General features: G+C 66.5%; 22 protein-coding genes. 5 read left to right on the forward strand and 17 right to left on the reverse strand.

Annotation, left to right across the window (positions count from 1 at the left end):
* Positions 1–9: 9 nt before the first annotated feature.
* The 10 genes from AB6806_RS17875 to AB6806_RS17920 all read right to left on the reverse strand — a co-directional run bounded on the left by AB6806_RS17875 (position 10) and on the right by AB6806_RS17920 (position 9,610).
* Positions 10–870, reverse strand: coding sequence for a metal ABC transporter permease (locus AB6806_RS17875; protein WP_370955071.1), 861 nt, complete (start codon positions 868–870; stop codon positions 10–12).
* Entirely contained in the window at positions 867–1,724 is an 858-nt protein-coding gene (gene sitC, locus AB6806_RS17880) for an iron/manganese ABC transporter permease subunit SitC (RefSeq protein WP_185748043.1), read from the reverse strand. The genes AB6806_RS17875 and sitC overlap by 4 nt, the downstream gene beginning before the upstream one ends.
* Complete coding sequence (locus AB6806_RS17885) at positions 1,721–2,626, reverse strand: manganese/iron ABC transporter ATP-binding protein (protein ID WP_142023123.1); 906 nt, start codon at positions 2,624–2,626, stop codon at positions 1,721–1,723. Before AB6806_RS17885 ends, sitC begins: the two co-directional genes overlap by 4 nt.
* The gene (locus tag AB6806_RS17890; protein ID WP_142023122.1) at positions 2,623–3,531 is read right to left on the reverse strand and encodes a metal ABC transporter substrate-binding protein; all 909 of its coding nucleotides are present in this window, start codon (positions 3,529–3,531) and stop codon (positions 2,623–2,625) included. The genes AB6806_RS17885 and AB6806_RS17890 overlap by 4 nt, the downstream gene beginning before the upstream one ends.
* Before the next feature lie 151 nt (positions 3,532–3,682).
* Positions 3,683–4,654, reverse strand: coding sequence for a Csu type fimbrial protein (locus tag AB6806_RS17895; protein ID WP_370955072.1), 972 nt, complete (start codon positions 4,652–4,654; stop codon positions 3,683–3,685).
* Positions 4,645–7,074, reverse strand: a complete 2,430-nt coding sequence (locus tag AB6806_RS17900; RefSeq protein ID WP_370955073.1) for a fimbria/pilus outer membrane usher protein — start codon at positions 7,072–7,074, stop codon at positions 4,645–4,647. Before AB6806_RS17900 ends, AB6806_RS17895 begins: the two co-directional genes overlap by 10 nt.
* A gap of 10 nt (positions 7,075–7,084) precedes the next feature.
* Positions 7,085–7,801, reverse strand: coding sequence for a fimbrial biogenesis chaperone (locus tag AB6806_RS17905; RefSeq protein WP_370955074.1), 717 nt, complete (start codon positions 7,799–7,801; stop codon positions 7,085–7,087).
* A 119-nt stretch (positions 7,802–7,920) separates the two neighbouring features.
* Complete coding sequence (locus AB6806_RS17910) at positions 7,921–8,406, reverse strand: Csu type fimbrial protein (protein ID WP_142023222.1); 486 nt, start codon at positions 8,404–8,406, stop codon at positions 7,921–7,923.
* A 253-nt stretch (positions 8,407–8,659) separates the two neighbouring features.
* Positions 8,660–8,851 carry a hypothetical protein gene (locus tag AB6806_RS17915; protein ID WP_370955076.1) on the reverse strand — a complete coding sequence of 64 codons (192 nt, stop codon included), beginning with the start codon at positions 8,849–8,851 and terminating at the stop codon, positions 8,660–8,662.
* Between the two features lie 138 nt (positions 8,852–8,989).
* Positions 8,990–9,610, reverse strand: a complete 621-nt coding sequence (locus AB6806_RS17920; protein ID WP_370955077.1) for a LysR family transcriptional regulator — start codon at positions 9,608–9,610, stop codon at positions 8,990–8,992.
* Between the two features lie 120 nt (positions 9,611–9,730).
* Between AB6806_RS17920 and AB6806_RS17925 the strand changes: the two genes are divergently transcribed.
* The 4 genes from AB6806_RS17925 to AB6806_RS17940 all read left to right on the forward strand — a co-directional run bounded on the left by AB6806_RS17925 (position 9,731) and on the right by AB6806_RS17940 (position 14,837).
* Positions 9,731–11,821, forward strand: coding sequence for an oxidoreductase (locus AB6806_RS17925; RefSeq protein ID WP_370955078.1), 2,091 nt, complete (start codon positions 9,731–9,733; stop codon positions 11,819–11,821).
* 198 nt (positions 11,822–12,019) lie between these two features.
* Positions 12,020–13,042, forward strand: coding sequence for an ABC transporter substrate-binding protein (locus AB6806_RS17930; RefSeq protein ID WP_142023117.1), 1,023 nt, complete (start codon positions 12,020–12,022; stop codon positions 13,040–13,042).
* Positions 13,039–14,079 (forward strand): FecCD family ABC transporter permease, encoded by a 1,041-nt coding sequence (locus AB6806_RS17935; RefSeq protein WP_142023116.1) that lies wholly within the window; start codon positions 13,039–13,041, stop codon positions 14,077–14,079. Before AB6806_RS17930 ends, AB6806_RS17935 begins: the two co-directional genes overlap by 4 nt.
* Positions 14,076–14,837: an ABC transporter ATP-binding protein gene (locus AB6806_RS17940; protein WP_142023115.1), complete on the forward strand. Its 762-nt coding sequence runs from the start codon at positions 14,076–14,078 to the stop codon at positions 14,835–14,837. Before AB6806_RS17935 ends, AB6806_RS17940 begins: the two co-directional genes overlap by 4 nt.
* Before the next feature lie 72 nt (positions 14,838–14,909).
* Here the strand turns inward: AB6806_RS17940 and AB6806_RS17945 are convergent, their stop codons facing one another.
* From AB6806_RS17945 to AB6806_RS17975, 7 genes are all read right to left on the reverse strand, one after another.
* Positions 14,910–16,235 (reverse strand): NAD(P)/FAD-dependent oxidoreductase, encoded by a 1,326-nt coding sequence (locus AB6806_RS17945; protein ID WP_142023114.1) that lies wholly within the window; start codon positions 16,233–16,235, stop codon positions 14,910–14,912.
* Entirely contained in the window at positions 16,228–16,992 is a 765-nt protein-coding gene (locus AB6806_RS17950) for an amino acid ABC transporter ATP-binding protein (protein WP_142023113.1), read from the reverse strand. The genes AB6806_RS17945 and AB6806_RS17950 overlap by 8 nt, the downstream gene beginning before the upstream one ends.
* Entirely contained in the window at positions 16,989–18,488 is a 1,500-nt protein-coding gene (argH, locus tag AB6806_RS17955) for an argininosuccinate lyase (protein ID WP_142023112.1), read from the reverse strand. The genes AB6806_RS17950 and argH overlap by 4 nt, the downstream gene beginning before the upstream one ends.
* A gap of 35 nt (positions 18,489–18,523) precedes the next feature.
* Entirely contained in the window at positions 18,524–19,240 is a 717-nt protein-coding gene (locus AB6806_RS17960) for an amino acid ABC transporter permease (RefSeq protein ID WP_142023111.1), read from the reverse strand.
* A 10-nt stretch (positions 19,241–19,250) separates the two neighbouring features.
* Entirely contained in the window at positions 19,251–19,913 is a 663-nt protein-coding gene (locus AB6806_RS17965) for an amino acid ABC transporter permease (RefSeq protein WP_112764357.1), read from the reverse strand.
* A 72-nt stretch (positions 19,914–19,985) separates the two neighbouring features.
* Entirely contained in the window at positions 19,986–20,828 is an 843-nt protein-coding gene (locus tag AB6806_RS17970; RefSeq protein ID WP_142023110.1) for a transporter substrate-binding domain-containing protein, read from the reverse strand.
* Entirely contained in the window at positions 20,825–22,018 is a 1,194-nt protein-coding gene (locus AB6806_RS17975; RefSeq protein WP_370955079.1) for a threonine synthase, read from the reverse strand. Before AB6806_RS17975 ends, AB6806_RS17970 begins: the two co-directional genes overlap by 4 nt.
* A 106-nt stretch (positions 22,019–22,124) precedes the next feature.
* Between AB6806_RS17975 and AB6806_RS17980 the strand changes: the two genes are divergently transcribed.
* On the forward strand, positions 22,125–23,057 hold the full coding sequence (locus AB6806_RS17980; protein WP_142023108.1) for a LysR substrate-binding domain-containing protein: 933 nt from the start codon (positions 22,125–22,127) through the stop codon (positions 23,055–23,057).
* The last annotated feature ends 319 nt before the right edge of the window (positions 23,058–23,376 follow it).

Genomic DNA, 23,376 nt, shown 5'->3' on the forward strand with positions numbered 1-23,376 from the left:
CAGCCCGTTCTAATGAAGTGGACGCGCGGCACCATCCGGCCGGGTTTCGGGCGTCCTGCGGCTCGCATGGGCCAGCGCCAGGATGAAGGCGAGCGACAGCAGGAGCACGATGGTCGGCGCCGGCGCACTGTCGATGAAGAACGAGAGATAGACCCCGAGGAACGAGCCGATCACGGCCATGACGACCGCCGCGAGCAGCATGGTGCTGAACCGGCGGGTCAGCAGGAAAGCGAAGGCGCCCGGCGCGATCAACATGGCGATGGCCAGGATGATGCCGACGGCCTGCAGCGCGCCGACGATCGTCAGCGAAATCAGGCTGAGCAGGCCGTAATGCAGCAGGTTCACCCGAAGGCCGACCGCCCGCGCCTGCGCCGGATCGAAGGCGTGCAGCAGGAAATCCTTCCATTTGATGCCGATCACGCCCGCTGTCAGCAGGGCGATCAGCGCGGCCCCGCCAATATCGGCCACGGAGACGCCGAGCATGTCGCCGAAGAGAATATGGTCGAGATGCACCTCGGACTGGATCTTCACATAGAGGACGAGACCGAGCCCGAACATGCCGGAGAAGACCACGCCCATCACGGTGTCCTGCTTGATCCGGCTGTTGTCCTTCAGGAAGCCCGTTGCGGTGGCACAGATCATCCCTGCGGCGAAAGCCCCGACGGCATAGGGAAAGCCGAGGATGTAGGCGAGGACCACGCCGGGAAAGACGGCATGGCTGATCGCATCGCCCATCAGCGACCAGCCCTTCAGCACGAGGAAGCAGGACAGCAGCGCCATCGGTATGGCGACGACCACCGCGATCACCAGCGCATTGACCATGAAGTCGAAGCGGAAGGGCTGGAGCAGCGTCTCGACGAGGATCGTCATGCGGCCTCCAGGGTGCGGGCGGCGCGGCGACGGGCGGCCAGCATGCCGTGCTTGGGCGCGAGGAAGAAGGCGAGCAGGAAGATCGCCGTCTGCAGCACGACGATGATGCCGCCGGTGGCTCCGTCGAGATGATAGCTGGCATAGGCGCCGGCGAAGCTGGTCAGCGTGCCGATCGCAACCGCGATCGCCAGCAGCCGGGGGAAGCGATCCGTCAGCAGATAGGCGGTGGCGCCGGGCGTGACGACCATGCAGATGACGAGGAAGGCCCCCACCGTCTGCAACGCCGCGACGGTCGAGGCCGAAAGCAGCGTGAAGAACACCAGCTTCAGAGCGGTCGGGTTGAGGCCGATCGAGCGCGCATGGCTCTCGTCGAAGAAGGTGACCATGAGGTCCTTCCATTTGACGAGCAGGACACCGAGCGAGACGAAGCCGATCAGCGCGAGCTGAATCGTGTCGGCGGGGGTGATGGCGAGGATGTTGCCGAGCACGATGGTCTGGATGTTCACCGAGGTCGGCGACAGCGACACCATGAACAGGCCAAGCCCGAAGAAGCTCGAGAAGATCAGGCCGATGATGGCATCTTCCTTCAGCTTGGTCCGCTGGTTCAGGAAGAGCATCGCGCCGGCGGCGAGCCCGCCGGAGAAGAAGGCGCCGATCGAGAAGGGCAGGCCCAGCATGTAGGCGCCGGCCACGCCCGGCACGATCGCATGCGACAGCGCATCGCCGATCAGCGACCAGCCCTTCAGCATCAGGTAGCAGGACAGGAAGGCGCAGACGCCCCCGACGAGGGCCGAGACCCACATGGCGTTGCGCATATAGCCGTATGAGAAAGGCTCGAGGAGAACGGCGATCATTCCCCGCCTCCTTCGCGCATCCCGGCCTCCCGGGGGGCCGCCCTGCCTTCGTGCAGCATCAATGGCCGCTCGTCGTCAGTGACGACGCCGACGGGCGCCTGTCCGGCGCCCTGCGCCTCGTTCAGCACGACATGGCGCAGCACGCCGCCGAAGGTCTTCTGCAGGTTCTCCTGGGTGAAGGTGTCCGCGGTCGGGCCATGGGCCAGGACCGTTCCCTTGATCAGGATCGTCCGATCGCAGAATTCCGGCACGGAGCCGAGATTATGCGTCGAGACCAGCATGACGCGGCCCTCCGCTCGCAATTCGCGCAGCAGCGCGATGATCCGCTCCTCGGTCTTGACGTCGACGCCGGTGAAAGGCTCGTCGAGCAGGATGACCCGGCTGTCCTGGGCGAGCGCCCGCGCCAGGAAGACGCGCTTCTTCTGGCCGCCCGAGAGCTCCCCGATCTGGCGCTTGCGAAAAGCGCCCATGTCGACGCGGGCGAGCGCAGCATCGACGGCCGCGTGATCGGCGGCTTTCGGGATGCGCATCAGGCCCATGCGGCCGTAGCGGCCCATCATCACGACATCCTCGACCAGGACCGGGAAGTTCCAGTCGACCTCCTCGGCCTGCGGCACATAGGCGATGAGGTTCTGGCGCAGCGCCTGCCGGACCGTCAACCCGAGCACGCGGATATCGCCCGTGGCGAGGCGCACGAAGCCCATGATCGCCTTGAACAGCGTCGACTTGCCGGAGCCGTTGACGCCGACGAGAGCCGCGATCGTGCCCGTAGGTATCCGGAAGCTCGCATCCCGCAGCGCCGTATGGCCATTGCGGTAGGTGACCGTCGCACCGGTCACCGCGATGCCGCCCCCCGCCTCGGACGCGGCGAGGAGGGCTTTGGCATCGACGGGCGCGTTCACTGCGCCAGCCCCTTGGCGATGGTGCCCGAGGTGACCTTGAGCAGGTCGATATAGGTCGGAACCGGACCGTCGCTCTCGCTCAGCGAATCCACATAGAGGACGCCGCCATATGTCGCCCCGGTTTCCCGCGCGACCTGCTGGGCCGGCTTCGGCGAAATCGTGCTCTCGGAGAAGACCACCGTGATCTTGTTCTTCCGCACCGCGTCGATCACTTTGCGGACCTGCTGCGGCGTGCCCTGCTGGTCGGCGTTGATCGGCCAGAGATAGAGCTCCTTCAGCCCGAAATCGCGTGCCAGATACGAGAAGGCGCCCTCGCTGGAGACAAGCCAGCGCTTCTCGGCGGGAACGGCGGCGAGTTCCGCCCTGATCGGCTCGATGGCAGCCTTGATCCTGGCCTTGTAGGCTTCCGCATTGGCCTTGTAGGTCTCGGCATTCTGCGGGTCGTACTTCGCGAAGGCGTCGCGGATGTTGTCGACATAGATCAGCGCGGCCGCGGGCGACATCCAGGCATGCGGGTTCGGCTTGCCCTTGTAGGGGCCTTCGACGATGCCCATCGGGGCGACGCCCTGCGAGACGACGACGCCCGGCACGTTCCTGAGATTCTGGAAGAACTTCTCGAACCAGAGCTCGAGCCCGAGGCCGTTCCAGAGGATGAGCTGCGCGCCCTGGGCGCGCTGGATGTCGCCCGGCGTCGGCTGGTAGTTGTGGATTTCGGCACCGGGCTTGGTGATCGACTCAACGACCGCCGCGTCGCCCGCGACGTTTTTCGCGATGTCCGCGATCACCGTGAAGGTGGTGACGGCCTTGAACTTGCCCTGGGCGGCGGCTGGCGAGCTGCCCAGCACGGCGGCGAAGGCGGCGCCCATGAAACCGGCCAGGACCGATCGACGCGAAGCAGCGGGCATTGAGGCATCCTTATTGACAATGAATTGCAAAAGCAATTCATTGCTACCTTGAAGTCCGCCGTACTTGCAAGTGCGATTTATTCGCAATTACGGAGGAGGAATTGCGCCCGACCCGCTGGAGGGCGGCGGCGTTCGACGACAGCGCGAGCGCTCAATAGGTGACCGTTGCTTGGATCGTATCGGCATAGGCGCCCGGCGACGGCGTCGCCTGAGCCGGCACGCGCCCATAGACGAATGTCGTCTGCGCCAGACCCGACCCCAGCCCCGCCAGGGTATTGGCACCGAGCGTGTTTCCGAACGCCTGGGTGCGCGCCGTATCCCGGTAGAGGCCGTAGGTGATCCCCTCGCCGCCCTTGACCATGCGCCGCAGCGTCGGATTGGTGGCGCCCGACAGGCCGCCATCGAGTCCGATCTGATAGGCGGTTCCGTTCGTGCAGGTCGGCGCCAGGCTGGTGAAGGCATCATGGGGCGCGGTCAGGACGCCGACCGGCCCGAAATTCAGGTCGCTGGTCGTGACCCTGCAGGTCGGCGGCACGTTCGCCGTGACGTTGAAGCTCCCAGACTGGGTGACCGTCAGCAGATTGCATCCGAGCAGGAAGGAGAGGAGCCCATAGCGGATCTGCGCGTCGGCGCCGGAAAAACTGCTGCTGTAAGGCACCGGCGCAGCCGTGGCCTGGCCGCTATAGACGCGGCCATAGATCGTGACGCTGCGGCTGCCGGTGCCGCCGGGCATGGACAGATTGAAGCCAACGGGCGATGCGCCTCCTGCCGCCCACGTCCCCGATCCCCAGGGGACACTCGCCGCCGCATCGGAGAACAGGCCGTAACGGAGCTGGTTGGCGCCGTTGACGAGGGTGCGATTCGCCGCATTCGTGCCGCCGCCGCTGCCGGGCCCCAGCTCTATGCAGACTCCCACCGGCAAGATTGTACCCGAGCAGGAGACCGTGGCCGTGGCCGTTCCGTTCACCTGCGCATTGGCCGTGACGTCGACATCGCCAAAGGCCAGGGGCGTGATGCTCAAGGAGCAGGATTGGGCGCTCGCCGGCCGGGCCGCCGGCAGCATCCCTGCCGCCGCGAGCATGGTCCAGAGGCACAGCCACAGCAGACCACGCGCTATTGGCATCGGACCGCTCCGATCGAGACTTGCGCCTTGTCCCGGGGCGCGAAGGGAAACCGCGCATGGCAGGATCCCGCCTCAAGCCGCACGACCACCTCGTTATCCGCCGACAGGTTCTCGATGAAGGCCCGGCCGTCATAGCCGACCGTGAATTCCGGCGCGGCGGCACTCGTCCCCCTGAGACCGGGCTGAAGCGCGCCCGTCGCCCCAACGCGCAAGGGGCGCCCCGCCGCGTCCTGAAGGATGACGATCGCCGCGTTGCTCATCGACCTGACGCCGAAATCGACGATCACGCCGGCCCGGTCCGACGGAGCGCGCAATTCGACCGTGGTCTCCGAGGACGTATCGACCGGCAGGTCGCGGGGGTCGATCGAGATCCTGTTGGCCTGATAGGATCGCAGCGTCGGGATGAGCGCGCTGCCGGATGCGTCGGTACGAGCGACCACCCGGTTCTCGAACAGCACGTCGACGCCGGGGACGCCGACCTTCGCCACGGCGAACGCATCGTCGATCCGGTTGCCGGCGAAGACGCTGCCCCCCGCGATCGCCACCGAACCGTCGAGCTGCATCGTCCCGGTGAAGCCTCCGTCGCCCTGCGCCACGCCGGCCTCGATCTGGCCGGCGGCGCCGCGATAGGCGACGGATGCCGCGCGCCGCGTCTGTCCGGAGGGCCCTTCGACATCGCGGATGCGCCAGCCGACGCTTCCGATCTCCTGGCCGATGGGCTTGTTGACGTCGGCCGCGAGCGACCAGGTCGAGCCCGTGCGGCTGGCGCCCGCCGAGGAGGTGATGTCGCTCCCGAACGGAAACGACAGCCCGGCGAAAACGCCAGCGGAACTGCGATCCGCCAGATCGGTGTAGAAGGTGGCGTAGAATGAGCCGCCACCCCAGAGCGGCCGCGTATAGCTCGCATTCACGATGCGGTTGGCGCGCCCCAGCGCCGGCTTCACATGGGCGAAGCCGAGGCTGACCGCTCCGCCCAGCAGCGGCACTGGCACGCCGATCGAGACCCTGTCGAGCGCGCGCGGCGGCAGAAGCATCCGCTCCCATCTGTCGCCGCTCAGCGTCGGCGAGCCCGCCGTCGCGACATAGTCGGTGACGCCGCCGCCCAGCCCCGGGAACGGAACGCCGCTGACCGCGGCCAGATCCCTGTAGGCTCCGAAGGTCCTCTGGGACGCGGCCATGAAGGACACCCCCCAAAGCTGCGTCTCGAACGAAACATAGGACTGGCCGCCGATGCGGCCATCGTTCCAACTGCCGGCGCCCGCCGCAGTCAGGACACCGTAGCGACCGAGGCCGAAGACGCCGCCGACGCTGCCCATGCCGAGCCTGCGCGTCCCCTCGCCATGAGCGACCACCGTGACGGTGTCGGTGATGCCATAACGCGCGCTTGCCGATCCCGCGACATCGTCGCCATAGAGGCTGGACCGCAAGCCGTATTGCAGGCGCGGCAGGCCAAGCTCGGCGGAAAAGTCGAACAGGCCCGGCCGGAGCAGATTGCTGGACACGACGAAGGGCAGGCTCGACTCGCTCTGCCGGCCCGAGGCGTCGCGCACGACCACGCTGGCATTGCCGTTGCCGGTGAGGATGGGGATGTTGGTGATGCGGAACGGGCCGCTGCCGACATCCTGTGAAATGGCCTTCGCGCCGTTGACGAACACGTCGACCGTCGACGGGACCGCCGCGGAACCCGTGACGCTGGGCAGCGGCAGCGTGATCAGGTCGGGGCGCAGCCCGAAATTCCGCTGGAACTGTAGGCCGCCCAGGCGGACGGGGCGGGTCCATGCCAAGCCGCTCGAAATCAGGTCGCCGGCACGGTAGGTCAGCAGGGTCTCCGGGTCGGAATAGGTCCAGCTCGTCTCCAGGCGGAGCGCTTCGGTCGATCCCCCCGCAAGCGACCGGTCGCTCAGGATCCCGGTCTGCGAGACCACGCCGATGGGGCTGAACAGCCGCGCATCGAGCGTCGCGGACAGGGTGGGGTAGCGCCAGAAGCTGCTCAATTGCTTGTCCTCGGATGTTCCGAAGAGCGTGTAGTTGAGGACGGCACCGGTGCTGCCGCGCTCGGGCTTCGGCGCAGGCGTGGCGCTGGATGGTTGCGCGTCGTAGGTCTTGGGCAGGCGCCCCTCCGGCGGCAGCCTGATGTCGATCCGCTGCGCCGCCTCGTCATAGCGGAAGGTCAGGCCGGGAATAGCGAGCAGGGCGACCTCGTCCGCCGCCTTGAAGCCACCGGGGACCTTGACGCCAAGCTCCTCCAGCTCCTTGCGAAGCGCCAGGATGTCACCGCGAGGATTTTGACGGAAGGCGCCGATCAGGCCGATGGCCTGGCCGTCGAGAAGAACATCGAGATGCAGCTCGCGGCCCGTGCCGTCCTCGCCTCGAGCGGGGTTCGCAGCCCAGCACGCCGATCCAAGCACCAGCATCGCCATGGCTGCGAACCTAGCGGCTGGCGGACACCGGCAGCGGCGCATTGAACGAGCCAATGTCGGTCATGCCGGAAATCGTGAACCGCGCGCCCGACCTCGCTGACGGCGACGAGGGAAGGACCCATTGCATCGACGAACCGCCGAGCGAATAGCCGAGAAGCCCCTTCGTCTCCGAAACCACCTTTCCGGAGGCGTCGCGGATCGTGATCGCGGCGAAGCGGGCGCGCCTTTCTCCGCTGTTCACCGCGCTCAGGGTCAAGCCCTTGTCATGGCGGCTGACCGACCAGGCGACCGAGGCGGGCGAAGCGGATTTCCGGCTGAAGAAGACGGGCACCACATGGCGCATGACCAGAGCCACGGTTCCGGGTGCGCGGTTCGGCTTGGGCAATTCGTCGATGACCAGCCGATACGCCTCCTCTCGCGCGACGGGTTGCCCGGTCACCCGGACGATCCGGACCGTGTAATCCTGACGGGAGCGCAGCTGGACGACCGGCGGGCTGGCCACGACGTCGTCCACGGGCTCAAGCCGTTCGGCTCCGTCGCGCTGGATCCAGCGAAAGACGCGGATCTGGGCGGTGATCGGTTCGACATCCGTGTTGCGCAAGGTGATCGTCGCCGTGTTTCCGGGCGCCGGGAGGTCCAGCAGCACGGGGGCGACCTGCAGGGAAGCCGCATCCGCCGCTCCGGCGATGAGGCTTGCAAAACCAATTCCGATGACCGCGCTCTTCATGCGGGTTTCCTTCTGTTCCGGCACAGCGGCAGGGATCGGCGCTGCGCATGCAGCTCCGTCGCGCCTCCTTCGGTTAGGCCTGGTCGATCGTCGGCGGCAGGCGAGCGCGATTGCGCCGGTCAGTACGTCACCGTCACCGTGATGGTGTCGGTGTAGAGCGCCGGCGCGGGGGTGGTTTGGGGCGGAACCCGGCCGTAGACGGTATAGTTCTGCGCCGCGCCGCTCCCGATCCCGGCAACGGTATCCGTCGCGATGGTCGATCCCCAGTTCTGGGTTCGGCCGGCGTCACGGAAAAGCGCGTAATTGATCAGGCCGCCGGTCCCCGCCATTTGGCGCGTCGTGACGGAGCCACCATTCACGCCCTGGTTGAGCCCGATGGAATAAGGCGTCGTGGCCGTGCACTGGACGCTGATAGTACTCGTCGAATCGACATTCGCCGAAAGGACGCCGGCGTTGCCGAAGTTAAGATCCGAGGCACTGACAACAATGCAGGTAGCCTGGATATTGATCTGAACCTGGAAATTGCCCGTCGCTGTGGCCGCACTCAGGGCGCTTGACACAAGGGAAGCTATCAGTACTGCCGGAACGAAATGTATTCTTGCCATAATGAAAACATCCATTGTCAGGAATTTAGGCAAGTCGATACAATAGGAGTATTGGGCCAGCTTGGTTAATGGATGCTTAACACCGCAACCTGAGCGTGCTGGCGCCGGCATCCGTTCACGCACCTCACATGGCCTGCAATCCTCGGCACGAGGCCCGCGGCGCTGCCGCGCCTCTTGCCGGCGCAAGCCGCTCCCGACCACCTCGACGCCCTGCTTTTCTGAAGCGAAACCGGTCCGCCGCCGGCTCCTACGATCAGCTCTCGATGGACAGGCCATCCATGCCGGCAAGCGCATCGAGCTCTTTCGCGATTCCGGCCTGGAGCCAGAGAGCGATCTCGACGACGACGGGGCTCAGGGGCCTGGACCGGGGCGCGACCAGGCTATGGTGCTGGCCGGTGCGGATGACGAGATCCGAGGCGGGCACCAGCATGCCCTTCAACAGCATGCTCGCGATGACGCTGACCCAGCCGAGCGCGATGCCCTCGCCGTTGAGAGCGGCCTGGAGAATGACGGAGTAATCCGTGAATTCGTGCCAGACGCCGCGGGACGTGCCGCGATGGGCGACGTTGCCCCATTCCTTGGCCTATTTGGGGGTCGCATGGTCCGTCAGCCACAGGAACACATGTCCGGCCCCATCGCCCTTATGGTCGAGCGGGCCGCGGGCGCTGAGATAGGCCGGGCTGCACACCGGGAAAATGATCTCGGGCGCGAAGAACCAGCGATGAAAGCTTTCGTCGTCGTCGGCGACGATGCGCGTGGCGAGATCGACATTGTCCGGGATGCCGCGCAGGACGCCCGGAACCAGATCGAAGCGGATATCGACCTGCGGGAATGCCGCATTGAACTCGCCGAGACGCGGCAGCAGCCAATGGGCCACGAAAGAGCTCGACATCGAAAGCGTGACGACAGGCTTCGTCGAACTCTTGCGACGCTGGATCGCCTCGATGGTCTCGGCAATACGGGTGACGGCCTCACCGAGGACGTCATGGAGCGCGCGCCCATCGATGGTCAGCTCGATTCCACGCGCGCGGCGTTCGAAGAGCTTGACCCCGATGGCCGCCTCCAGCTCGGCGACGCTGCGGCTGATCGAGGGCTGGGTGACATTGAACTCGGCCGCCGTCGCCGTGAAGCTGCCGGTGCGTGCCGCGGCCTCGAAGATCAGCAGCCCGCGCGCCGACGGAACCAGGTGAGGAAGAAGAGCCATACGCTCAGCGTATCCCTCGCCAAACTTTTTTCAATCTACTCCGCTTCCGGCATCTGCCGCAGGATCGCAGGGGATCAGCCATATGACAGCGGCTGCGCAGCTTCGCAGCTGCCATCACGCATGCGTATAGGCTTTGGCTTTGGCGAGGACAATTCGGTGAGTGCAGCACAGCTAACCGCCGCTCCCGCGCCCGGTGCAAGCCTCGACCCGCTTCTCGAGGCGTTCGCGATCAAGAAACTGCGTTTCCGGAATCGCATCGTCAGCACCAGCCACGCCTCCATGCTCGACGATGGCGGGCTGCCGCTGGAGCGCTATCAGCGCTACCATGAGGAGAAGGCCCGCGGCGGGCTCGCCATGACGATGATCGGCGGCTCAGCGATGACCTCCCCCGACTCCAGCTGGGGCGGCGGCCAGCTCGATCTCTCCAGCGACCGCATCATTCCGCATCTGGCGCAATTATCGGCGCGCATCCATGGCCATGGCGCGGCGGTGATGTGCCAGGTCTCGCATCTCGGTCGCCGCGCCACCTCCTATGGCTGGAACTGGCTGCCGGTGCTGGCGCCGTCGCGCGTGAGGGAGACGCGCAACCGCAACTTTCCCAAGGAAATGGATGAGGCGGATATCGCGCGGATCATCCGGGATTACGCCGATGCAGCGCTGCGTTGCATGGAGGGCGGTCTCGACGGCGTCGAGACCGTGACGGGAGGCCATCTCATCGGCCAGTTCCTGTCGCCGCTCACCAACAAGCGCAGGGATCGCTTCGGCGGCTCGCCCGAGAACCGCGCCCGCTTCGGCCTGATGGTCCATGAGGCCATTCGCAAGCGCGTCGGTGACGACGCCGTGGTCGGCATCCGCTTCGTGATCGACGAAGGCGTCGCCGATGGATCGGGGTTCGAGGATTGCCTGCAGCTCGCCCGCATCTTCGAGCGCGAGGGGCACATCGATTACTTCAACTGCATCTACGGCCGCATGGACACCGATCTGGCGCTGGCGGAAGACAACATGCCCGGCCTGTTCCAGCGCAGCGCGCCCTATCTCGACAAGGTGGCGCAATTCCGCCGCGAGACGAAGCTGCCGCTGATCCATGCCGGCGGCATCCGCGATATCGCAACGGCCCGCCATACGATCCGCGAGGGCATCGTCGACCTGATCGGCATGACGCGCGCCCACATTGCCGACCCGCATATCGTCAACAAGCTCATCCGGGGCGATGAGGAGCGGATCAGGCCCTGTGTCGGGGCCTCCTACTGCCTCTACAAGAAGGTCAACTGCATCCATAACCCCGCCAGCGGGCGCGAAACCGTGCTCGGTCACGAGGTGAAGCCGGCTTCGCGGCGGCTGAAAGCCATCGTCGTCGGTGGCGGCCCCGCCGGCCTTGAAGCTGCCCGCGTCTGTGCCGAGCGCGGTCATTCCGTCATCCTGTTCGAGGCGGCGCCCAGGCTCGGCGGCCAGCTGCTCGTGGCGACGGCCGCGGCCGAGCGGCGCGACCTGATCGGCATCGTCGACTGGCGGATCGGCGAATTGGAGCGGCTCGGCGTCGATATCCGCACGAACTGCTATGTCGAGGCCGACGCGGTGCACGCCGAGGAGCCCGACCTCGTCATCGTCGCCACGGGCGGCGTTCCCGACACCGACTGGCTGGAGGGCGCCGAGCTCTGCGACACAGTCTGGGACGTGCTGACCGGAACGGTGCCGGGCAAGGACGACGTGCTCGTCTATGATGGAACCGGGCGGCAGGCGGCGGCGTCCTGCGTCCTGCATCTCGCCCAGCAGGGCAAGACGGTCTCCATCGCCACCCCGGACGACGCGCTTGCCGTCGAGATGTCCTATATCGACAAATCCGGCTTCAGGAAGCGCTTTGCGGAGCTTGGCATCCGCTCCTTCACCGAGGTCAGGCTGGAGAAGGTCGAACGCCGGGGCAACGCCCTTCAGGCCAGCTTCCGCCATGAGCTGACCGGTGCGCAAAGCCGGATCGAAGCGAGCCAGATCGTCATCGAGCACGGCACATTGCCCGCCGCCGAGATCTATCACGCGCTGAGAGCGCTCTCGGCCAATGACGGTGTCACCGATACCGCTTTCATGGTCGGCGATGCGGAGGCTGAAGCGCCTCCGGCTGGCAGCTTCCTTCTGCATCGCATCGGCGACGCCGTGTCGAGCCGGGACATCTATTCATCGATCTACGAGGCCTACCGGCTCTGCTCGAAGCTTTGAGCGGGGGCGCCCGGACGACGGACATGGCATCGTCGCATGGCCCTTGCGAATCTCCGCAGGGGAAGCACTGTTCATGCCGCCGGAAAGTAAATCGTCGCCGTAATTTAGAATATTTATAATGTTTTGGCCTCGGCTAGCCCTTTTCTCGCAGGGCCGTTAAGAGGTCGCCCCACAGACAACTTTCCTTGGACATGACGCGTGGGCAGCTTCAAATCGCTTGTGATCGCGGCCGGGCTTTGCGCTGCCGGCGGCGTTGCGACCCCGGTTGCGGCAGCTCCGAACAGCTACCCCCTGACGCTCGACAATTGCGGCGTGAAGGTCATCTTCCAGAAGGCTCCGCAGCGGGCCATCGGTCTCGGCCAGAACAGCGCCGAGATCATGCTGCTGCTCGGGTTGCAGGACAGGATGGTGGGCACCGCCTTCTGGCCAAGCAAGGTCCTGCCGCAGCTTGCCGAAGCCAATGCCAAGGTGAAGCTCCTGACCGTGGAGTTCCCGACCTTCGAGAGCCTCCTCGCCGAGAGGCCGGATTTCGTCGCAGCCGCCCTTCCCACGCTGCTCGGTCCGAGCAGCAAGGTCGCCAAGCGCGAGGATTTCGAGCGTGTCGGCATTCCCAGCTATCTGTCCCCCAGCACCTGTCTCGATACGAAGGGCAGCAAGGACGCCTATGGCAGCCGCGCCCAGCTCTGGAGCACGGATGCGCTCTATCAGGAGATCGACGAGCTCTCGCGGATCTTCGACGTCGCCGATCGCGGCCAGGCCCTGATCACCGATTTCAAGGCGCGTGAGGCGGCGCTGCGCGCCAGCGTGACGCCGGGCGACCGGAAACTCTCCTACGTCTTCTGGTTCTCCAGCCCCTCCCCATCTGCCGACGCCTATCTCGGCGGCAAGAACGGCGCCTCCGGGTTCATCGCCGACCTGCTCGGCGGTCGCAACGCCATACAGACCGAGGCCGAATGGCCGACGCTTGGCTGGGAAGGCATCATCGCGGCGAAGCCCGACGTGATCGTCGTCGCCAGCCTCGACCGCAATCGCTGGGAGCTCGACAAGCCGGAGGCCAAGATCAAGTTCCTGACCACGGACCCGGCCGTCAGCCAGCTCGCCGCCGTCAGGAACAAGGCGGTCGTGGTCATGGATGGGCAGGCGATGAACCCCACCGTCCGGACGATCTACGGCGCCGAACAGGTGGCGCAGCAGTTGAAAGCGCTCGGCCTGCTGAAGTGAACGGGGAATACGGCGCCCTTCAGGGCAAGGCGGCCCTGGCCGGCCTGCTGCTGGGATCGCTGGCGGCGATCGGGCTCGCCATCGGTCTCAGCGTCGGCATCGGCGACCTGCCGATCCCGCTCGGCACGACGCTCGCCGCCGTGACCAACCGGCTGGGTTGGACGACGGTCGAGATCGATCGCGTCTACGAGACGGTGATCTGGGATTACCGCTTGAGCCGCGCTCTGGTCGCCGCCTTCTGTGGCGCCGGCCTCGCGCTCTCCGGCGCGATCATGCAGTCGCTGCTGCGCAACCCGCTCGCGGAACCCTATGTGCTCGGCATCTCGGCAGGCGCATCGACCGGCGCGGTCGCCATCATCATCCTGGGTCTGGGCGGCGGCGTTCTCTCGCTGTCCGGCGGCGCGTTCCTCGGCGCCTTCGCCGCCTTCTGCTTCGTCGCCCTGCTCTCGAACGGCACGCGCGGCGGCGCCGACCGCACCATCCTGGCGGGCGTAGCGGCTTCGCAGCTCTTCAATGCCGCGACCTCCTATATCGTCACCACCTCCGGCAACGCCCAGCAGGCCCGCGACGTCATGTTCTGGCTTCTCGGCAGCTTCGGCGGCGTGCGCTGGCCGGAGTTCATGCTGGTTTCGATGGTCGTCAGCCTCGGGCTCGTCGCCTGCCTCTGCTATGCCCGGACGCTCGACACCTTCGCCTTCGGCGACGAAACGGCCGCCTCCCTCGGCGTCAATGTCGGCCGGGCCCGGATCGTCCTCTTTGCCCTCACCGCCATGATGACCGCGACCATCGTCAGCATGGTCGGCTCCATCGGCTTTGTCGGCTTGATCGTGCCCCATACCGCCCGGGCCCTGATCGGCCCCCTCCATGTCCGGCTCCTGCCGGCCTGCGTGCTGATCGGCGCGGTCTTCATGGTCTTGGCGGATGTCGCTTCGCGCGCCCTGATCCCACAACAGGTGCTCCCGATCGGCGTCGTCACCGCTCTCGTCGGCGTGCCGTTCTTCTCGATCATCCTCTACCGGCTGCAGCGTGCCTCATGAGCATCACGGCAGAGAATCTGGTCTGGCGGATCGGAAGCAGGACGATCGTCGACGGCGTCTCCTTTGCCGCCGAGCCCGGACGGATGCTGGGATTGCTCGGCCCCAACGGCTCCGGCAAGACCTCGCTCCTGCGCCTTTTGACCGGTCTGAAGCGCCCGCAATCGGGCCGCGTGCTGCTGGATGGAAGCGATCTCGCATCGCTGGGTGCTCGAACGGTGGCGCGTCGTGTCGCCTTCGTCGAGCAGCATGCGACCACCAGCGCCAATCTCCGTGTCGTCGATGTCGTCCGGCTCGGACGGTTTCCGCATCGCTCCTGGATGTCCCGCTGGACCCATGCGGACGACCGTGCCGTGGACGAGGCGCTCCAGCGCGCCGGCATGCAGGACCGGCGCAACGAGCGCTGGCAGAGCCTGTCGGGCGGCGAGAAGCAGCGCACGCATATCGCCAGGGCGCTCGCGCAGACGCCGACCGAGCTGATCCTCGACGAGCCGACCAACCATCTCGACATCCAGCACCAGATCGGCGTGCTGAAGCTCGTCGCGAGCCTGCCGATCACCAGCGTGGTCGCCCTGCACGACCTCAACCACGCCGCCATGTTCTGCGACCGGGTGATCGTCATGCAGCAAGGCCGGATCGTGGCGTCCGGACCGCCGGACGCGGTGATCAGCGAAACGCTCCTCCGGGAGGTCTTTTCGGTCGAGGCGCGCGTCGAGGCGTCTCCTCACCATCACAGGCCGCATATCCACTATCTGCGGTGACCGCGGCGCGCCCTGCTGCGGGGTGAGGCTGCCGCGAGCAACTCGGCGGTTTTTTTGCCGCCGTCATTTCCTTCAGAACCGCGCCAGTCGGCGATCGATCGCGTCCTGCAGATGGTACCAGCCGCTGACGATGGGCAGGAACCAGGGGCGGCCATCGTAGAGCGGTACCGGAATTTCGGGGAAGGCAGGGTCGTCGAAGGCGCTCCTGCGGTTCTGCTTCCCGAGCAGCTTCAGCGCCGATTGGTGGCCGAGATAGGTCATCAGCGCGACACCGTTGCCATTGCAGCCGACGGCGAAGTCGATACCGCCGAGCTTGCCCATATGCGCGATCTTGTCCGCGGTCATGCCGACCTTGCCGCTCCAGCAATGCGTGACCTTGTAGCCGGCGAGTTGCGGCCAGACCTTCAGCATCATGGCGTGAAGGCGCGGCGCCGCCTCCCGTTCCGGCACGTTGAGCATGCCGGGCCGGCTGCCGAACAGGATGCGCGTGCCGTCCGGAGACGGGCGGGTATAGATCAGCTCGCGCTTGGAATCGGTGATCATGCGCCGGCCGGGATTGATCTCGGCCATCAGCTCCGGCGGCAGCGGCTCGGTCGCGATCTGGTAGCTGCGCACGCCGACGATCCGCTTGTGCAGGAAGCCGCTCGCCTTGTCGCTGTAGCCGTTGGTGCCGAAGAAGACATGGCGCGCGCGAACCATGCCGCGACCGGTCTCGACCTCGTGGAAGCCGTTCGCCAGCGGGCCGACCTTGAGGACCGGGGCATGCGAGCGCAGCTTTGCGCCATTGGCCTGCGCGAGGCGGCGCAGGGCCCGGTGATACTTCGCCGGATGGAGGCCGCCATAATCGTCGATGACGATGCCGCCATGGTAGAAATCCGTCTTCGTGATCTCGTGCTGCCGCGATTTCGGAATCTCGTGGACGGTGACGCCGGTGTGCTTCGCCAGCAATTCGCCATGGCGGCGCAGCCGGTCGTAATGACCAGGCACATGGGCGCCGAAATAGCGGCCGAAGACGCCGAGATCGGCATCGAGCTCCTTCTCGCGGATCAGGCTCTTGAGGTGCTCGTAGGATGACAGCGAATCCTCCAGAAGCCGTTCCATGCGCGCGGCATCGACGCCCTTGATCGCGCCACCGATGACGAGCTTCTGGCCGCTCGAGACCATGCCGCCGGAGCGCGTCGAGGCGCCGGCGCCGAGTTCCTCCGCGTCGACGACCGTGACGTCGACACCATTGCGAGCCAGTTCGGCCGCAGCCGAGAGGCCGCAATAGCCTGAGCCGACGACAAGGATATCGGTCTCCTCCGGCAGCGGGTCACGTGCGGTCTCGGGCGGGGCCGCGTCCCACCAGTACGGATCGGTTGTGAAGTTCGGCGCCAGAACGCCGGTCGGCTCAGCCATGGGCGGCCTCTCCGAAGGATCTGATGTTGGACAGGAAAGTGCGGGTGCGCTCGTGCCGTGGTGCGCCGAAGAAGGCATCCGGCGGCCCCTCCTCGACGATCTGCCCCTCCGCCATGAACACCACGCGATCGGCAACCTCGCGGGCAAAGCCCATCTCGTGCGTGACGACGACCATGGTCGTGCCCTCCCGGGCAAGATCCTTCATCACGTCGAGGACGCTGCCGATCGTCTCAGGATCCAGTGCGGATGTGGGCTCATCGAAGAGGATCGCCTTCGGCCGCATGGCGAGCGCGCGGACGATGGCGACGCGCTGCTGCTGCCCGCCGGACAGGGCAGACGGATAATCCAGCGCCTTGTGGGCAAGGCCGACGCGCGTCAGCAGCGCCCGCGCCTCCTCCTCGGCCTTGGCGCGCGGCACGCCCCGGCGGCGCTCCGGCGTGATCGTCATGTTGCGCAGTACGCTCAGATGCGGGAACAGCGCGTAGTCCTGGAAGACCATGCCGACCTCGGTCCGCATCTGCTGCCAGGCGCTCTCGTGGTGGATATCGACCGGTTTTCCGGCGATGTGGAGCGTGCCTTCGTCTGGCCGGACGAGGCCGTTAATGCAGCGGATCAGCGTACTCTTGCCGGAGCCGCTCGGCCCGATCAGGACCACGACGCTACCGGCCTCGACATCGAGATCGATGCCGCTGAGCGCCCGATGCGCACCGAAGCGCTTGCCGATGCCGCGCAAGCTGATCAGCGGCCGGGCGCTCATGCGGCGAGCTCCCGCATGGCGCGTTTCAGCTCCTCGCGCGCGCCCTGCAGATCCCCGCGCTTGCGTGCCAGAACGCCACGGCGATTTTCGAGCCGCGCCTGCGCCGCCTCCACCGCCTGCGCGACCGCATCCGGGGCCGGCCCGCCGGGAACGAGGCGCGCAGCGACGCTGGCCGCCGGGTCGAGGCTCTCGCGGACGCGATCCGCCGGCAGGCCGAGCGACCGGCCAAGCTGATCCTGGGCTGCCGCATCGACCATCCCGGTGGTGATGCCGTCGGCGGCGAGGCCGGCATCCATCGCCGCGCGGACGACCCCGCCAACGACGTGATGCGCCTCGCGGAACGAGAGATCGGCCTCCCGCACCATCAGGTCGGCAAGATCGGTCGCGGAGGCGAAATCCTCGGTGACGCGGCGCTTCATCAAGGCCGCGTTCGGCCGGGCCGTGGCGATGATCAGATCGAAGAGCGAGAGGCAGCGCAGCGTCTCCTCGCCCGCCTCCCAGACCCCGCGCATCCCCTCGCGATTGCCGTCGATGGTGTTGGTGAAATGCGTGCCCTTCACCGCCGTCGCGGAGGCGACGTAGAGGCCGAGCAGATGCCCGGCCTTGCCCTTGAGATGTTCGAGCACCACCGGGTTCTTCTTCTGCGGCATGATGCTCGACGTGCCGGTCACCCGATCCGGGAACTCGATCGTCTGGAATTCGTGCGAGACCATCACATGGTAGTCCTGCGCCACGCGGCTCCACCCCAATGCGATCTGGGTGAGCGCCGACAGGATCTCGAGCCCGAAATCCCGGGTCGCGACGGCATCAAGGGCATTTTCCACCAGCCCCTGGAAGCCGAGTGAGCGTGCGACCGCGTCCCGGTCGATCGCGAAGGTCGTGCCGGCAAGCGCGCCTGCTCCGAGCGGACTGATATTGGTGCGCGCCCAGGCATCCGTCAGGCGGCCGTGGTCGCGTTCGAGCGACTGCGCGACGCCGGCGAGATAGAAGCCGTAGGTGATGGGCTGCGCCGGCTGGAGATGGGTGTAGCCCGGCATCACCACCTCCCGGAAGCGGAAGGCTCCGTCCAGCGCGTGCTCCTCGACCGAGAGAAGAGCCTGGCTCGCGTCGAGCAGCAGGTCGCGGGCGCGCAGCCGGTCGATTCCCGAGGTCAGGTCATTGCGGCTGCGGGCGATATGCATCCGCCCGCCGGCCTCGGTCCCGATCAGCTTGATCAGGTGCGCTTCGAAATTGAAGTAGGAATCCTCGCGTTGCGGGTCGAGTTCGACGACCTCGGGCCCGTCGGCCTCCATGCGCAGGAGCCCGACGGCAAGCGCTTTCGCAGCCTGCGGAGAGATCAGCCCGCAGCGCGCGAGCATCAGCACATGGGCCTGGTTGAGGTCGCTCATATAGCCGAAGACGGTGCGGAAATCCCGCGCGAGCCGCGGCGCGTAGATGTGCTCGCAGACCTCCTCGGCGACCTTCTCGGTCAGACGGCGGCTGACTTTCGATTCCATGACGGCTTCCCAGTATCCAGGTGAGTTTGCGAAGATCAGGGCAGTTGCGCTGCCGGCGCGGCCGAGGAGATCGCCTCCGGACGGGCTTGCGGGCGGTCGCGCTTCAGCCGGTGCTCCAGCCAGCGGCCGAACCAGGTCAGCGTCGAGCAGATGACGAAATAGGTGAGCAGGACCGCGGCATAGACGGTGAAGGCCGGATTCCAGCCCTCCATCATCGTCGTGCGCTCGACGATGATCTGCCCGACCTTGAAGAACTCGTTGACCCCGACGAGCGCGCCGAGCGACGTCGCCTGCACGAGCAGCGTCAAGAGCCCGACGAAGGGCGGCAGGATCGCGCGCAGGGCCTGCGGGCCGGTGATGAAGAGATAGATTTCCCAGGTCTTCAGCCCGAGCGCGGCGGCGCTCTGCCATTGATGCCTCGGCACCGCATTGAAGCCGCCGCGGACGATCTCGATGCCGTTGGCGCTGCCCCAGACCGAAAGCCCCACCGTCACGGCCGCGAAGGGCGACAGCTCCAGCCCGAAGAGCGGCGCGACGAAGAACACGAAGAAGATGTTCACGATCAGCGGAATGTCGCGGAAGAGCTCGACATAGATCTTCACCAGCACGCGCAGCCAGCCGAAGCGCAGCGTCGCCAGCGTGCCGAGCACGAAGGAGATGATCGTCGCGAAGAACAGCGTCGCCAGCGCCAGGCCCAGCGTCATGGCGAGGCCTTGCAGGATGAAGGGAAAATTGCGGATCAGCAGCTCCATCTGCGCCCCCTCAATGCCTGAACGGCGCGTTGAGCCGGTATTCCAGCCGGCTCGCGAGGAATGAGAGGGCGAGGACCAGCAGGAGGTAGATCACGCAGATCGCGGAGAACATCTCGATGGTGCGGAAATCCATCGAGATCCGGTCGATCGCGACATAGGTCAGCTCGGCCAGGCCGATCGCCTGCAGATAGGAGGAGTTCTTCAGGAGCGAGATCGAGGTGTTCAGCATCGACGGCAGGCTGACGCGAATCGCCATCGGCGCAGCTACCAGGCGGAAATAGCGCCAGGGCGACAGGCCCAGCGAGAAGGCGGCCTCCCGCAGGCCCTTGCCCACTGTCTCGAGCCCGCCGCGGATATTCTCGATCTGGTAGGCGCCGGCCCAGATGGTGAGGCAGAGCACGCCCGACCAGAACAGCGAGAGTCTGAGGCCCAGGCCCGGCAGGCCATAGAAGATGAAGAAGAGCTGGGCCAGCAGCGGCGTGTTGCGGATGAACTCGACATAGCCGACGACAAGCTTGTCGAGCACCGGCACTTGCAGCACGCGCGCCGCCGCGCCGAACACGCCGACCAGAATCGAGAGCACGATCGAGAGCGCGCTGACCTGCACCGTCAGCCACAGGCCGCGCATCAGCGCCGGCCATTGCGCAGTGAGATAGGCGAAGTCGAACTCCATGGCACGCGCTCCTCTCGCTGCCAGGCTGCCGGGGTGCCGGGAGCGCGAACCGCTCCCGGCGCTTGCCTGCGCTCAGCGCGCGCTGGGCTTCGGCTTGGTGAAGGCGTCGACGTAGAAGGGCCGGATATCGGCCGGGATCCACTTGTCGACCCATTTGCCGTAGAGGCCCTCGGCCTTCATTCGGTCGAGCGCGGCATCGACATAGGCGAGCCATTCCGGCTCGTTCTTGCGCACCCCGACGGCGGCGTCCGAGACGGCGAAGGGCTCGCCGACGAGCCGCAGGCTCGGATCCTTGGCGGCGATGACCACGAGCGTGGCGGCATCATGCGTATAGGCGTCGCCGCGGCCCTGTTTCAGCGCCTGCAGCGCATCGGATGCCGTGTTCAGCCTCAGGCCCTCGAGCTTGGGCATGTTGTCCTCGAACCATTTCGCCTGGGTCGAGCCCTTGAGCATGATCACGGTCTTGCCGGCGACATCGTCGAGCTTCTTGATCGGGCTGTCCTTGGCGACGAGCATGTCCGAACCGCCCCAGCGATAAGGCTTGGAGAAGTCGATCACGCGGGCGCGCTCGGGCGTGACGCCGAGCGTGGCGATCAGGATATCGACCTTCTTGCCGGCCAGCTGCGGGATGCGGTTCTCGGCCGTCACGCAGGTCAGCTCGATCTTGTCCGGCGAGCCAAAGGCCCAGGCAGCGATCTGGATCGCCATCTCGGTCTCGACGCCGGCGAACTTGCCGGTTTCGTCCTTGTAGCCATAGGGCGGCTGGTCGCAGCGCACCCCGGCCTTGAGGACGCCTGCGGATTTGATCGCTTCCGGTAGGGGAGGCAGACTCTGGGCCTGGGCCCCGAGCGAGAGCGTGAAGGCGGTGGCGGCGAAAGCCGAGAGCGCCGATAGGCGCGAGACGAGCGTGGTCATCCGTTTTCCCTCTGTTGGACCGATGGATCGGTTCTCTGTGGTGAAACGCCGGTCGTTGCCGGCTGTGCGAGCGCCCCGTCCGAGGCAGCTTCATCCTGGGGTCTCGCAGCCATGTCGCTGTCGCCGGGATCGCGCGATCCCGAGCCGGTGAGCACGATCACGGCGTGGCGGCCCGCGAGCCCACCGCCTGCGGCGAGTATGGCCAGCGCAGCCAATGCGGAGGCCGCGGACAGCTCGGCATGGAGCCCGCAGGCCGCGAGGCGGCGTTGCGCCGCCCGCGCTGCCCCATCATCGACCGGAATAGCGCGGCCGGCGCTGGCACGCAGCGCCTCGACCGCCTGCCATGTCACCGTGCTGCCGGCGATCGAAGCCTGGGCGGTGTCGCCGGCAAACGGCTCGCGATAATCGGCGCCGGCGAGCACCCGCTCCAGCCGCGCGAAGGGCTCGGCCGCGACCAGCATCGGCACACCCGCGCCGATCTCCTCGAAGCCGAGGCGGATGCCGGACAGAAGATCCCCGCGCGAACAGGGCATGACGACGAGATCGGGCATCGTCCCCGCTGCCAGCTCCGCCGCGATCGTCTTGTAGCCTTCGATACCGAAGGGGTTGGTGCCGATGGCCGGCACCTTGTAGTTCGTCGCCGCGAAGGCTCCCTCGCCGACGCGCTTCGCGAGATGCTTCCAGCGGGCCATGCTGTCGGCAAAGCCCACCAGCGTCGCGCCATATGCGGTGATCGCCCGGCGATAGACCCGCGGCAGCGCTTCGGTGGTCGCGATCTCCGCGGAGAGCCCGGCACGGGCGGCGTACGCCGCCACCGAGAGGCCGCCATTGCCGCTCGACGCCGCCACGACGCGTGCGGCGCCGCGATCGAGAGCCCGCGCGATCAGCTGCGCGCTCATCCGGTCCTTGTGCGAGCCCGTCGGGTTGCACCATTCGAGCTTTGCGGACAGCTTGCCGAGCTTCAGCTCGCTCGCCAGCTCAGGCAGCTCGACCAGTGGTGTGCCGCCTTCACCCAGAGAGAGGGCCTCGGGATAGGGCAGCGAGGCGCCGCGCCCGCCGGGCAAATAGGTCAGCCGCAGATTGGACGCATGTCCCTCGGCGGCGCAGCGCGGGCAACCCGCCTCGTACTCCGCGACCGGCCAGGGCTCGGCGCAGCGCAGGCAGGCCATGCCGGTGAGGCGGGACGTCACGGCGATGCTCGGACGCGTTGACATGGCCAAAAGTATTGTCTTGGCCATCTATCTGGTCAAATCTCAGTTTTTGGCTCTTCTATTCACCAGTGATATGAGCTTGCCGATGAATCTCCGACAGGTGGACGCGTTCCGGACCATCATCTTGCGCGGTTCGATGACGGCGGCGGCGCAGGAGCTGCGAACCTCCCAGCCCAGCATCAGCCGGCTGATCGCCGAGCTGGAGGCCGAGATCGACCTCAAGCTGTTCGAGCGGAAAGCGGGGCGGATTCGGCCGACGCAGGAGGGGCTGGCCTTCTATCGCGAGGTCGAACGCAGCTATATCGGGCTGGAGACCCTCTCCTACGCCGCGCGCGACATCCGCATCTTCGGGACGGGGCGCCTGCGCATCGCGGCGATGCCGGTGATGGCGCTGGGCTTCATTCCGCGCTGCATCCGGCGCTTCAAGGAGCGCTTTCCGCAAGTCAGCATCTCACTGCAGATGGGCCATGACGGCACGGTCACGCGCTGGATGTCGTCATCCTATTGCGACATCGGCTTCATCGCGAACGTGATCGACATTCCGCGCGTCGAACATCGCCCGCTCTACATGATCCCCGGCGTCTGCGCCCTTCCGCCGGGACACCGCCTGGCGAAACGCGACCGCATCACGCCCAAGGATCTCGAAGGCGAGGCCTTCATCTCGCTTTCGCTCGAGGATGGCGCGCGAGCCCGTGTCGACCGCATCTTCCAGGATGCGGGCGTGCGCCGCCATCTCGCGCTGGAAACGCCGTTCAGCGCGGCGATCTGCGCGCTTGTCGAGCAAGGGCTCGGCATCGGCATCGTCAATCCGATCGCCGCCGACGACTATCGGCGCAGCGGCATCGTCTTCCGGCCTTTCAAGCCGGAGGTGATGTTCCACGGCCATGCCATGTTCCCGAGCCACCACCGCACCGACCCCCTCGTCGATGGTTTTCTGGCCATCGTGCGCGAAGAGCTCGCCGGATACGAAACAACATCGGTGCGCCACGGGGGACCGGCTCCGCAAGGGCCGGTATGATGCCGCCCGCGCCGCGTCTACCGCGTGCTCAATGGATGGATAAACGACGACAAGGATCGACTGCACTTAAGCCGTCGATTTGATTGGCGCGCCATACAGGATAAAACTGCGAACACTTATGCGGTTGAAATAGCAATGTAATTTAGGTCAATCCGGAGCCAAATGCGCTGCAGTGAGAAACCGGCCCAGTGGAGCGCCTGCGGTTTTGCTGACGCGGACCGGGCAAAACTAGACCACCGCTGAGGATCCCAATTCCGAAACCAGAGAGATCAAGCCTTGATCAGCACGCGCCGTCTGCCCACCCGCACAAGGGTCTCAT

It is taken from the genome of Allobosea sp. RCC_152_1 (assembly GCF_041360765.1).
GTDB lineage: Bacteria > Pseudomonadota > Alphaproteobacteria > Rhizobiales > Beijerinckiaceae > Allobosea > Allobosea spartocytisi.